Below are 12,619 nucleotides of genomic sequence, written 5' to 3'. Positions count from 1 at the left end.
GGACACCCCCATGCTTGACAAGACAAAGCGCACGACCCTCGGCCCGATCGAGCTCGAGGTGATCCACGGCACCATCCGAGCCGCGGAACTGGAAATCGAGGCGGCGGTGGAGCGCACGGCGCGCTCGCCGATGATCCGCGACCAGCACGACTATCGTGTTGCACTGTTCGACGCCAAAGGCCGCAAGCTGACAGGCCGGTCCTATTCTGCGATTGTCGAGCCGGTGTTCGAATATTTTGGTGCCGACAACATCCATCCTGGTGACGTCTTCTTCTGGAACGATCCGTACAATTCCTGCGGCGGTATCGGACACGTGCCTGACCTCTGCACGACCGTGCCGATTTTCCACGGCGAACGGCTCATCGGCTTCAGCCAGGTGTTCGGCCATCACGACGACATCGGCGGTGCTGTGCCGGGCAGTCTTCCAGTGCACGCCACCGACAGCTGGATGGAAGGCGTCCTGATTCCGCCTATCAAGCTCTATGACCGGGGCAAACTCAACGAGGCGGCATTCAAGATCATCGTGCGCAATTCGCGTTTGTCGGATCACCTGGCAGGCGACCTTGACGCCGAAATTGGTGCAGCAAAGCTTGGTTCCCGGCGCATTGTTACCCTTGCGGAGCGTTATGGTGTCGACACGCTGGAAGCTGCTTTCGACCAGATCTTGAAGAACACCGCAGAAGTCTTCCGCCGCGAAATCCTCCCGCGCATCAAGGATGGCGAGTATCATTTCGAAGACTACATCGAGGCGGACGGTGTCGAAGAATCCCGGCTGCACGCCCTACGCATCAAGATGATCAAGACCCCGGAAAAGATCGTCCTCGACTTTACCGGAACGGACCCTGAGGCGAAGGGCCCGATCAATTGGTCGCTTGACGAAATGGAAGGCCGCTACTTCCGGAAATGGTTGGCGCCAACGCTGCGCTCGTTGGCCTCTTCGCCCGAGCGGGCGGCGGAGATCGACTCCAATGAAGGAGTGCTCGACGTTATCGACGTGGTGTTCCCCGAAAAGGGGACGCTGATCACGCCGACCTTCGGGAAGCCGACGGGCATGCGTTTCTTTCTGATGCTGCGTACGCTTGGCTCATTTGCAGCGTGCCTTTCCAAGGCGACGGAGGGCAAGATGCCGGCGGACCACGAGACGATCCGTATCTGGGGCGTCACCGGCGGCAACAAGCAGGACGACTTCTTCCTCTTCCGCGAGGTGCTGGGCGGAGGCAGTCCGGGCCGACCCTGGGCCGATGGCTCGGACGTCGTCCATATCGTGCCCAATTCGAAGAACCTGCCGGCGGAGTTTTCCGAGACGCGCTATCCTATCCTGGTCGAGCGGCTTGGCCTGAAGCAGGGATCGGGCGGCCCCGGCTACCATCGTGGCGGCTTCGGCTATGACAAGCGCATCAAGATGCTGGAGGACTGTCGGCTGATCTCCAACGCCGACCGGTCGCTGCTTGGCTGCTACGGTGTCAACGGTGGCAAGGCTGGCGCCAGCTATCAAGTATCGGTCAGCGAAACTGACGGCAGCGAGACGGTCCATCCAGGGATGTGCGACACTGTTACCGTACCGGTTGGTGCCTCGATCACCATCGTGACGACCGGCGGTGGCGGCTGGGGCGATCCGTTGCAGCGCCCGGTCGAAAAAGTGATCGAAGATGTCCAGTGCGGGCTCGTGTCGCCGGAGTCGGCGCGGGACGATTACGGAGTAGAGCTCGCAGGATCCGGTCGCAAGTGGGCGGCTGATGCGGCAGCTACGGCGGCACGGCGCGGCAAGTTGGCGAAGGAGCGCGGCACGCCCCCCATGTTCGATCGTGGGCAATATTTCGACGATCTCAAGGTCGCCGGAAAGATCAGCCGGCCGGAAGGATGGACCGATCCGGATGCCGGCTGGTACGCAAGACCGGTGGCGTGATTTGGTCCACATGACAAGGGGAGTGAGGCATGAAGATCAGTCAATCCTTCGAAGTGGCACGACCCCTTCCTGCAGTCTGGGAATTGTTCCAGGACGTTCCCGCCGTTGCATCTTGCATGCCCGGCGCGGAGCTTACTGAGAACAAGGGGGACGGCCTTTACGCCGGTCGGGTTGGCATAAAGCTTGGCCCGTTTGGTGCTTCCTTCGAGGGCGAGGCCCAAGTGACTGTGGATCCCGCCAGCTTCGTTGGCCGCGCCGAAGGACGCGGTGTAGATAAGAAGGGCGGCAGCCGCTCCAAGCTGGTGATGGATTACCGGCTCAGCGAGGCCGGATCCGCAACTCTTGTCAACATCGACGCAGACATTCAACTGGCGGGGCCTATTGCTCAGTTCGGCCGGACCGGCATCATCACCGAGACGGCGAACGTATTGATTGGGCAGTTCGTCAAGAATGTGGAGGCCCGCCTGTCAGGTGAAGCTTCAGACGTGCCTTCCCAGTCGAACGAGATCAGCGCCCTGAAAGTGGCCGGTATGGTCGTCAAGTCCTACTTCAAGCGATCCGGCTCCTGAAGCAACTCGATCACTGGCGGCCCTTCCGTCAGGGCGGGGCCGCTTCCTGCACGAAAGTCCATCCTGTTCTGACCTGGCGTCTTGTGTCTCCCGGCCCACGGCAGCGGTCAGCCGGGCCCGCCAGCCGAAGCATGTCCCGGCAATGGAGGAGAACATGATATCCTTGCATCCCGCCATCGACCATGGTGTCAAGTCGGGAACGGGCAGCTTTGCCGGCGGAAACCTTGTCCGTGGCTGCGCCGACCGGCCTGTGAAGGTGAAGATCACGGGCGACGTTGCCCACAATCATGCCTGCGGCTGCACGAAATGCTGGAAGCCTGCGGGAGCGGCCTTTTCCATCGTCGCGGTTACAGCGCACGAAAACGTCGAGGTTCTTGAGAACGGCGACAAGCTTGCCGTGGTCGACCCGACAGCACTGATCCAACGGCATGCCTGCAAGGCATGCGGGGTCCACATGTACGGACCTGTCGAGCGCGATCATCCGTTCAAAGGACTCGATTTCATTCACCCCGAGAGGTTTCGGGAGGGAGGCTGGTCCGAACCCGGATTCGCAGCTTTCGTCTCTTCGGTCATCGAAGCTGGTGTCGATCCGTCGGCGATGGAAGGAATTCGCGCCAGGCTCAACGGACTCGGCCTCGTACCGTACGACTGCCTATCGCCGGCGTTGATGGATTACATCGCAACCTGTACGGCCAAGAAGAATGGGGCATTTGGGCTAAGCGCCTGGGAGCTGCAAGTGACCGCATCGGTCCCGGATAGGTGCCGACGCCGTTCGTACTGAAGCCCCCAGTGTCGAGCGTACCCTGCGCGGCCTGTAGCCGACTGAACAATGGCAGTGACTGCGTTTATGGAGACGATGTCGCTGCCGGCGATCTGGGCGCGGCATGGAGACAAGGCAAAACGGCATGAAGTTCGGTTCCGTTCCGGTCTCAGAAGCAGAAGGTGCGGTACTCGCCCACGCCACTACCGCCGGTGAGGTGCGCTACCGCAAGGGGCATGTGCTCGTCGCCGACGACATCGCTGCCCTGCAAGCTGCGGGGCTCGGGGAGATCGCTGTCGTCGTGCTCGAGCCAGGCGATCTTGGCGAAGACGAGGCTGCCGGGGCGATCGCAGCGGCCATGCGCCATTTTCATGTCGAGGTAAAATCAGCCGCGACGGGCCGCGTCAATCTGCATGCGAGGGATGCGGGCCTTTTCACCGTCGAAGCTGCTCTGGTCAACGCCATCAATTCGGTCCACCCATCGATCACTGTCGCCACTCTCGCGAACCATGCAGTGGTCGAGAAGGACCAGATGGTCGCGACTGTGAAGATTATCCCTTTTGCGGTTGCCGGCGCACTCGTGCGCAGGGTCATGGCCTTGTGCCACGAACGCGATATCTGCGCTGTGAAGCCTTTCACTGCGAAGCGGGTCGGCCTGATTCAGACGGTGTTGCCGAGTGTAAAATGGAGCGTGCTCGACAAGACCGTGCGCGTCACCGGACAGCGTCTTGCGCGATCCGGTAGCCAGATGAGTGCCGAGTATCGTACGCCGCATGAAACGGCGGCGGTAGCCGAGGCTGCCAAGTCGCTCGCCAGCGATCATGACCTGATCGTCATTTTCGGTGCGTCGGCGCTTGCCGATTTCGACGACGTCATCCCGGCGGCGATCCGCGCGGCCGGCGGCACAGTCGTCCGTTCCGGAATGCCCGTCGACCCTGGCAATCTGTTGGTGCTTGGCCATATCGGCAAGACTGCCGTGATCGGTGCGCCCGGCTGTGCCCGAAGCCCCAAGGAAAACGGTTTCGACTGGGTTCTCGACCGACTGACGGCGGGGCTCGAGGTGACGGCGGCCGACATTGGCAGTATGGGCGTGGGCGGCTTGCTGATGGAAATCCCTACGCGCCCGCATCCACGTGAAACCGCAGTTCTTTCTGCGGTGATGGAGGGGGCGACGGCGACAGCCTCGCTCATATGATGCGGTTGGTACACCGTAGGTTGCAGGGATACACCGAGAAAGACGCTGTGTCCTATGTCGTTTGCAAGCTCGATCAGCCGGTTGCGCGAAGCGGCGAAGATGTCGAACTGCTGGAGGCCGGCGATACCAAGCTTCAACGTAAGGGCCCTAGTCCGTAGTGGCCGGTGTTGGAGTCCTGATGCGCGACGCGGATCTCCAGTAGGCTTAACGAGATAGAAGTGGAGCCTGCTCGCCGAAAGTCCGGTTCCCGCGGCGATTTCCTTCAGGGGCAGGGGCGGCCTGCATTGACTAGGAAGTCGATGACCCGAAACCCGATTTCGATGGACTGGATAGCCTGTCGAGATCCCTTTTTCGAACCGCTTTCACGACCGAATGGTCGACGCCATCGTCGGGTGACCGAAACCAAACCATGCATGCTGACGCCGGCTGCAAGGGACGCCGGCGTAGGCATGCGATCTGGTAAGAGGACTATGCCAGGTAGGATTTCAGGATCGACGCACCCAGCGTATATTTCGGGTCCACCATGTTGCCCAGCCTGACGCGGCCGACTTGCGTCAAAAGCATGTAGGCATCAAGCTCCGTGAACTTGTAGTCTGCGGCCATCCAGCGAACCAGTTCGCGATAGGCGATGCGGGCGGCGTCTTCCATCGGACGGCCCGAACCAATCGTCATGATGACCTTTTCGTTCTCAAGCCGCACCCACTTGAAGTTCCAGTTCTTGATAAGGTCGACCTGGACGGTGGTGACAGTGGGGTGTTCGATGGCGACGCCGCAAAGTTCGCCATCCCCCTGGTTTGCATGGCAATCACCCAGATAGAGCAGGCCGCCGGGGGCGTTGACGGGCAGATAGATCACGGCGCCCGGCGCCACGTCGGGCAAATCCATGTTGCCGCCATAATAGTCCGGCTGCAGCGCCGAAATTGCCTCGATCTCTGGAGATGTACCGATAGTACCGATGAAGGGCTCGTAGGGAATGGTGATCTTGTCGCTCCAGGTCACACCCTTGACGGCGTCGATGTGAACCTTCTTGACCCGTTCGGGCAGTGGCGCATTGAGGATGGCGGTATCCCCCGTGCCGACGAGGCCGCCGAATTCCGGGATAAGACATGTGGTGCCGGAGGGTTGACTGCCGCGCGGGCGGATCTCCTTGATATATACGGCCAGGCAGTCGCCTTTCTCCGCCCCGTTCACATAGATCGGACCGTTCTGCGGGTTCAGGTAGGGGAAGTTGAGTATCTGACTCGGTACATCGGACTCGCTCTTGATAGCCCCTTCGAAGGCGTCATGGGTTTCGACGGAAACCTCTGAACCCGGGTCGATCCGAAGGACCGGTTCGACATAGGGACCATAGACGTAGTGGTACTTTCCTTGGTCGGCCTCTGTCATGCTGTGGACGCTGTTGACCTTACCCTTGGCAACACCGCGCCTGGTCATGATCGAATTTTGAAGCCAGGACATCTGGTTTTCTCCTTGTTAGTCTCGGCGCCTACACGGCCAAGTGCTTCCTGATGGTGTCGCGGTCCTCAAGCTCCCGCGGGGTCACATGGGCGACGATGCGCCCCTTGTCCATGACGTAGCAGCGCTGGGCGAGGGCCTTGATCATGTCGAGGTTCTGCTCGACGAACATGATCGTCATGCCGCTTTCCTGGTTCAGTTGCTTTATGATCCGGCCGATATCCTGCACGATGGACGGCTGGATGCCTTCGGACGGTTCATCAAGCAGCAAAAGTTGCGGCGATCCGACGAGCACTCGCCCGATGGCAAGTTGCTGTTGCTGGCCGCCGGACATGGTTCCGGCCTGCTGGGTGGCTCTTTCCTGCAGGATCGGGAAAAGGTTGTAGATGCGCTCGTAGACATCGGGAGCGATGCGCTCGCGCATGGACTCGCCAACCTGGAGGTTCTCCCGCACCGACATGCGTGGAAAGACGTCGCGTCCTTGCGGGACGTAGCCAATACCAAGCCGTGCGCGGCGAAACGGCGTAAGCCCGGTTAGCTCTGTCGAGCCTAGCTGTATCGTCCCTGCCATGCTGTCGACCAGTCCGATCAGGGATTTCATCAAGGTGGATTTGCCGACACCGTTGCGTCCGATCACAGCGACGATCTCACCTTTGGAAACGCTGAGATCGATCCCTTGCAGGACGGGTTTGCCCCCGTAGCCGGCCCGAAGTCCCTTTATGTTGAGCAAGGTCTCAGTCATGGCTCTGCCCCAGATAGATTGCGGCAACCCGCTCGTCCGCGACGATTTCGTCGATAGTGCCTTCGGCAAAGATGCGCCCGAAATGCAGCACGGAGACTCGGTCGGCCACCTGCCGGACGAAGGCCATGTCATGCTCGACAGCGAGCACGGTCATGCCTTGAGCGTTGAGTTGCTTGACGATCTCACCGGTCATGAAGGTCTCCTCGGGAGACATGCCCGCCGTTGGCTCATCCAGCAGGAGAAGTTTTGGCTTCAGGCTGATGGCCATCCCAATCTCGAGCCACTGCTTGAGGCCATGGCTGAGATTGCCGGCTTGCTGGTCGGCGACTTCCCTGAGCTGCAGAAAATCGAGCAGCCTTTCAACTTCGGCATTGAGGTCTAAGGAATCCAGCCTGTGCTGCAAGGCGATCTGCAGGTTCTGTTGCGCACTAAGCGCGCCAAAGATGCCCGGCACCTGGAACTTGACACTCATGCCTCGATTGATGCGCTGGAACGATTTCAGGCGGGTGATGTCTTGGCCGTCAAAGACAATCGTTCCGCTCGACGGCTGGTGCTCTCCCAAAAGCAACCGGAAGAAGGTGCTCTTACCGGCCCCGTTCGGGCCGATCAGGCAATGTATCTTGCCGGGCTCAAGGGAGAAGCTGACATCGGCGGTGACGTGCAGGCCGCCGAAGTGCTTGTTGAGGTTGTGTGTCTGCAGCAAGGCCATGGCTCATTTGCCCCCGTTCTTTCGGTCAAGCAGGGAACCAAGCAGGATGCCGGCATTGGCGATGAGGCCTTTGGGCGCCAGAAGAACCGTGAAGACGAGCAGCAGGCCCATCACGACAAGCGCGTATTGGCTGCCATAGATAGTCAGCGCCTGGAACGCCGAAAGCACGACCAGCGTCCCGATCAGGGTTGCGGTGATATCCGACCGGCCACCAACGGCAACCCATATGATCGGCAAGGCCGCGGCGGTGATGCTCATGTTGGATGGCGTGATGTATTGGCCCCAACTCGTATAGAGGACGCCGCTCAAGCCGGCGAGGGCGGCGCCGATAACGAACCCGCCCAGCTGGTATTTGCGGATGTCGTAACCGAGCATTTCGGCGCGTTGTGGGTTTTCGCGCAGCGCTACGAGGATGTTGCCGAACTTCGAGTTAACGAGAATGCGCAGGCCGAGATAGACGACTACCAGAAGGCAGAGCACGAGATAGTAGAGGCCGATATCGGGGTAGAGGGAAATCTCTCCGCCGAACCATGGCAGTGTGAGCGGCGGCATTCCGCTCATGCCATTGAAGCCGTTGAGGCGTGCCGAGCCGATCGTCCATTGCGGGCCGGCGGTCTGGGCCATGAAGCGCTCCAAAGCCAGGGTTACCGACAGCGTGACGATGCCTAGGAATATACCGCTGATCCGGCCGAAGAAGAGGAAGTAGCCGAGGACGGCGGCAAACAATGCCGCGATGGCAATCGCGATCAGCACCGAAAGCAAACCGAACCCGTAGGCGGTTCCGAAGTTGATGGTGAGGATGCCGTAGCTGTAGCCTGCAACGCCGAAGAAGGCGGTCTGGCCGAAGGACAGTGACCCGCCATAACCCCAGATCAGGCTGAGGCCAAGCGCCATGAACGTCCAGTTGAGGAAGTAGATGTTGTTGCCGACATCGTAGCCGTCGGCGAACAGCGGATAGGCGAGAGCGAAGGCCAGGACGACCACGAAGGCGCTCCAGAACGCGGGGCCGCGGCCCATGGTCTGCGGCCCTTCCAGCCGCTTGAAAATCCGTGACAAAGTCATGGTTGCTTACGCCCGATCTTTCAGGATGAAGCCCGTGATACCCTTCGGCAGCAGGCGGATGACGAGGATGACCGCAAGGAGAAGACCGATCTGCCCAGCCAGTTGACCTTGCCAGGAAGTCAGTGAGGCCTTGACGACCGCGAGCAATGCGGCTGCAGGCGCGGTGCCGAGGAACACGTCCGCGCCACCGACAACGACCGTAACGAAGGCTTCCATGATGAAGGTCGTCCCCATGGTCGGGATCATCGTCATGGTAGGCGCGTAGATGCCTCCAGTCAGGCCGGCCAGTGCCGCGCCGATGCCGAAGGTAAAAGCATAGACACGGTTGGTGTCGACGCCGAGAGCGTTGGCCATGTGAGGTGCTTGTATGGTGGCACGCGCGAGGACGCCGAAGCGCGTCTTGTTGAACACGAGATAGAGCAGGAGCAACACCGCCAGTGCTGTCGCAATCAGGACCAGCCGGTAATAGGAGAACGACAGGGCGCCCACCATGAAACTGCCCAGCGGGGTTCCGACGCCGCGCATGGTCGGACCGAAAAGGATCAGCGTGCCTTGCGAGGCAATCAGGCTGACGCCCCAGGTTGCGAGGATGGAATCGAGCGGACGGGCATAGAGCCTGCGCACGACAACGCGTTCGATGATCATGCCGACAAGACCGGCGAAAAGGCTCCCGCATAGGATCGCCAGCGGCAACGGAAGACCCCAGTTGACCGCGAAGACGGTCATATAGGCCCCGCACATGATGAACTCGCCATGCGCGAGATTGATGACGCCCATCATGCCGAAAATGACAGCGAGGCCACAGGCAGAAAGGACCAGAAACGCGAAGGCGTCGCCGAATTGATAGGCCGACGACACGATTGCTGTCACGAATTCCATGAGGCGCTCCGATTGGGCAGGCAGGCGATGGACCAGGCGGGCGCACGAGATCGCGCCCGTCTGGATTTTGGGTCGTTACTGCTTGGACGGAGGGTTGGACGGCGTGTACTGCGCGTCGGGATCGGCCTTAGTCAGATCGCAGCCGGCATCGCCCAGCCAGTATGGCTTGATGTTGTCCCAAACCTTGGGGAAGGAGATGGAGTGACCGTCGCCCACCTTTGCGAGGAAGATGGTGTGCGACATGTGCTGGCTCTTCGGATCGAGGCAGACATTGCCGGACGGGCCGTCGAAGCAGACATCACCCTGGGCGAGCACTTTGCGCAGATCCTCGCGCTTGGTCGAGCCATTCGCACGCTCGACCATCTGCTTGTAGAGGTTCATCGCGATGTACGAGTTCGCCGCTTCCTGGTTCACGTAGGGTTCGTTTGGGAACTTGGCGTGAAATTTCTCAAGGAAAGCCTTACTGGCCGGCGTGTCGACTTCCTCGATATAGTTGGTCGTCACATACATGTTTGCCAGGCTGGGCGGTGTGAAGCGCTTGTGCTCGTAGCCCTGGCCTACGTTGACCGACGATGCCATTGGTAAGCCGAGATTGGCAGAAGCTGCTTGTTCATAGTAAGAAGCTTGGGCGGCTCCGACGAGCAGGGTGACGACAAATCCCGGTTTGGCGGTCTGGATGTTCTGGATCGTCTGAGAGAACTGCGAAACGCCGAGCGGGATAAACTCCTCACCCACCATTTCACCGCCGTTTTCTTTGACGATGTTGCGGACCCATTCGGCCGAGATCTGGCCAAAATTGTAGTCGGCAGCGATGGTGTAGACGCGCTTGCCGTACTTCTCCATCATCCATGGAATAAGTGTTGAGAACTGCTGCTCAGGCACCGCACCGGTAACGATCATGTTGGCGTCGCACACGCCGCCTTCGTACTGATTGTTGTAGAAGGCGAGCCCGTCGAACTGGTTCACGATCGGCCGGTAGGCTTCACGCGAAGCCGACGAGAAGCCAGCAAACACAACATCGACTTTGTCGCGCTGGAGCACGCGGCGCATAAACTCCTGATATCTGTTGTTGTCGGACTGGGTATCGTAGACGACCAGTTCGATCTGGCGCCCTGCGATACCGCCGGCCTTGTTGATCTCTTCGGTTGCGAGTTCGATTGCGTGAACCTTGCCGATCGTCGCGGCAGCAAAGTCGCCCGACTGATCTTCGAGCACACCGATCTTGATGGGGTCGGCCGCAAAGGCCGTCCCAGATAGGGCGAGGGCGCAAGCCAGCGTCCCTGCCTGTAACCATGTTACAGTCATTTCGTTTCTCCTCCGTTTAGCGTTTCTTGGCGTAGGTCTTGTTTGTCCCGACGTGTATTTGGGGTTCATCCGATTCGGGACCGTTGGCCTGGATGAACGTTTCGCAAAAATCCTCAAGGCTCTGGCGAGCGCGCATGCTCTCCCGGCGCAGATGGTCGTAGGCCGCGGCGTAGTCGTTTCCCGTGCGCTGCATTACGATCAAGACGGCCTGGACGAGGCTCTTTCGCAAAAGTCGGCGCCGCTCGTGTTCTTCCACCCTGTCGGCGAGATAGCGGCGACGGCGGAATTCGTTGATGCCGACGAATAGCGCTGAATAGACTGCAGCCCTGTGGACGGGCTTGCGTAAAGTGGCTGTAGCTCCCACCTGCATCAGCGAGCGAAGCCGGCTGGGCGCTTCTACACCGATGATGCCGATGACTGGCAGGCATCGGCTTGGCTCCAGGGCACCGGTTTCGACGGCTAGATTGAGGTCGGAATCGATGAACAGCACATCCTTTTCGCCTGGATCGATCTGTAGCTTGCCGTCGCCAAATTCGGCCATGCCGAATGAGATGCCGAGCTTGGACAGCATGTCCTGAAGCTGCTCTACAGCCGCCGGCTGTTCCGTGGCGATAGTGGCCCGGTAGCCGACGAAGTTCTGGATGATCCGGGGTTCGCTCATTTGACCGCCCTCAGCTGCGGGACGCTGTTGCGGATCGCGTAGCGGGGGGTAGTTTTCACCAGATAGGGGTCGGGCCAAACGGGGTGGTTCGCCTCCCACAGGATTTCGAACTGGCCGGCGGAATTCGATTTGCCGATGCGCGGGGTGAGGAAGGCGTGGTTGGTGAGACCGTCTATGCTGACGGTGCCTTGCGGGGCATCGACCGTCAGGCTCGAGAGCGCCTTGCGCACTGCGTCCACATCGTCGGACCCCGCAGCCGCGATAGCCGCCGCAAGCATCTTGACCGCGACGTAGGACGCTTCCGCGTCCGCCGATGCAGCCGAGTCTGGCCAGCGCTCCCGGTAAGCCGATGTAAAGCGGCGGTTGGCCGGTGTATCGATGGATGAGAAATAGACACTGGAACTGATGTGGCCGTCCATTGCCAACGCCCCGATTTCCCCCAGTTCGGGTTCGGAGAGACTGCAACTGACCACAGGCATTTCCGCGGGCTGGTCGATGCCGCGTTCCTTGCAGGCAGTACGAAAGCCTTGGAAGAAATGATAGGCGCTCGTTCCGATCAAGGTGTTGAAAATGAAGTCCGGCTTCGCATCGATGATGGAAGCAATCGTTTTCGACAGATCGGTGTCGCCGACGGCCGTGTATCGCTCGGCCATCACTGTTCCGCCAGCCGCGGACAAGGCCTCGCGCAGGATACGGTTATTTTCCCACGCCCAGATGTAGTTCGACCCGATGCAATAGGCCCGCTTGCCCATGTTCGCGAGCAGGAACTCGATTAGCGGGATGATATGCTGATTAGGCGCAGCTCCGGTATAGACGACGTTCGACGAGCTTTCGAACCCCTCGTAATGCGAAGGGTACCAAAGCAGTGCATCGTACTTCTCGAAAAGGGGTATGACGTCCTTGCGGCTCGATGACGTGTAGCAACCGACGACATGTCGAACACCGTGCTTGCTGAGCAGGTCCGAGCTCCAATTGCCATATTGTTCGAAAGAGCCGGCCGGATCGGCAACGATCGGGGTGATGATGAAGGGATAGTCGTCCTGGGATGCGCGGATTTCATCAAACGCGAGCATTGCGCCATTGAACATGGAACGCGACACCACCCCGTATGAGCCGCTTTGCGAAAACAGCACGCCAATTTGGTATTGCGCTTTTGCCATGACCTCCCTCAAAGCAAAAAGGTGCCCGACAGTTGGCACTGTGGGCACTCTTGCCATCAATATGTCATGAAATTTTTGCGCCGCTCGGGCTCATCTGCCCAGCGCGCTTTAATAGTTGAATACAAACGTGCGGCTTGTCAACCTCGGGCTAAACATTATTCGGAAACGCTGAGGCCACCACTAAATTCTTCAGAGGGTGTTTGGAAGTCAGCCAGT

At 59.9% G+C, this 12,619-nt stretch carries 12 protein-coding genes; 4 read left to right on the top strand and 8 right to left on the bottom strand.

What is annotated here, in order from left to right; all coding sequences use genetic code 11:
- The first annotated feature begins 10 nt into the window (after window positions 1-10).
- The 4 genes from GGQ99_RS18900 to GGQ99_RS18885 all read left to right on the top strand — a co-directional run bounded on the left by GGQ99_RS18900 (window position 11) and on the right by GGQ99_RS18885 (window position 4,430).
- A complete protein-coding gene (locus GGQ99_RS18900) occupies window positions 11-1,906 on the top strand; it encodes a hydantoinase B/oxoprolinase family protein (RefSeq protein ID WP_183263703.1) in 1,896 nt (631 codons plus the stop codon).
- A 29-nt stretch (window positions 1,907-1,935) separates the two neighbouring features.
- Window positions 1,936-2,475: an SRPBCC family protein gene (locus tag GGQ99_RS18895; protein WP_183263702.1), complete on the top strand. Its 540-nt coding sequence runs from the start codon at window positions 1,936-1,938 to the stop codon at window positions 2,473-2,475.
- A 154-nt stretch (window positions 2,476-2,629) separates the two neighbouring features.
- Window positions 2,630-3,256 carry an S-(hydroxymethyl)glutathione synthase gene (gene gfa / locus GGQ99_RS18890; protein WP_246389653.1) on the top strand — a complete coding sequence of 209 codons (627 nt, stop codon included), beginning with the start codon at window positions 2,630-2,632 and terminating at the stop codon, window positions 3,254-3,256.
- A 124-nt stretch (window positions 3,257-3,380) separates the two neighbouring features.
- Window positions 3,381-4,430 carry a molybdopterin-binding protein gene (locus GGQ99_RS18885; RefSeq protein ID WP_183263700.1) on the top strand — a complete coding sequence of 350 codons (1,050 nt, stop codon included), beginning with the start codon at window positions 3,381-3,383 and terminating at the stop codon, window positions 4,428-4,430.
- Window positions 4,431-4,898: 468 nt separating this feature from the next.
- Here the strand turns inward: GGQ99_RS18885 and GGQ99_RS18880 are convergent, their stop codons facing one another.
- From GGQ99_RS18880 to GGQ99_RS18845, 8 genes are all read right to left on the bottom strand, one after another.
- Window positions 4,899-5,888, bottom strand: coding sequence for an acetamidase/formamidase family protein (locus GGQ99_RS18880; RefSeq protein ID WP_183263699.1), 990 nt, complete (start codon window positions 5,886-5,888; stop codon window positions 4,899-4,901).
- Between the two features lie 28 nt (window positions 5,889-5,916).
- Complete coding sequence (urtE, locus tag GGQ99_RS18875) at window positions 5,917-6,627, bottom strand: urea ABC transporter ATP-binding subunit UrtE (RefSeq protein WP_183263698.1); 711 nt, start codon at window positions 6,625-6,627, stop codon at window positions 5,917-5,919.
- On the bottom strand, window positions 6,620-7,336 hold the full coding sequence (locus GGQ99_RS18870; protein WP_183263697.1) for an ABC transporter ATP-binding protein: 717 nt from the start codon (window positions 7,334-7,336) through the stop codon (window positions 6,620-6,622). The genes urtE and GGQ99_RS18870 overlap by 8 nt, the downstream gene beginning before the upstream one ends.
- 3 nt (window positions 7,337-7,339) lie before the next feature.
- On the bottom strand, window positions 7,340-8,398 hold the full coding sequence (locus tag GGQ99_RS18865; protein WP_183263696.1) for a branched-chain amino acid ABC transporter permease: 1,059 nt from the start codon (window positions 8,396-8,398) through the stop codon (window positions 7,340-7,342).
- Window positions 8,399-8,404: 6 nt separating this feature from the next.
- Entirely contained in the window at window positions 8,405-9,277 is an 873-nt protein-coding gene (locus tag GGQ99_RS18860) for an ABC transporter permease subunit (RefSeq protein ID WP_183263695.1), read from the bottom strand.
- Window positions 9,278-9,352: 75 nt separating this feature from the next.
- Window positions 9,353-10,582, bottom strand: coding sequence for an urea ABC transporter substrate-binding protein (locus GGQ99_RS18855; RefSeq protein ID WP_183263770.1), 1,230 nt, complete (start codon window positions 10,580-10,582; stop codon window positions 9,353-9,355).
- 16 nt (window positions 10,583-10,598) lie between these two features.
- Entirely contained in the window at window positions 10,599-11,153 is a 555-nt protein-coding gene (locus GGQ99_RS18850; RefSeq protein ID WP_246389652.1) for an ANTAR domain-containing response regulator, read from the bottom strand.
- 86 nt (window positions 11,154-11,239) lie between these two features.
- Window positions 11,240-12,403: a transporter substrate-binding domain-containing protein gene (locus GGQ99_RS18845; protein WP_183263693.1), complete on the bottom strand. Its 1,164-nt coding sequence runs from the start codon at window positions 12,401-12,403 to the stop codon at window positions 11,240-11,242.
- Between the last annotated feature and the right edge of the window lie 216 nt (window positions 12,404-12,619).

Origin of the sequence: Aminobacter niigataensis, assembly GCF_014200015.1 — a bacterium.
GTDB lineage: Bacteria > Pseudomonadota > Alphaproteobacteria > Rhizobiales > Rhizobiaceae > Aminobacter > Aminobacter niigataensis.
The sequence above is the reverse complement of the archived record's forward strand: the minus strand, read 5'-3'. Positions and strand labels throughout refer to the sequence as shown.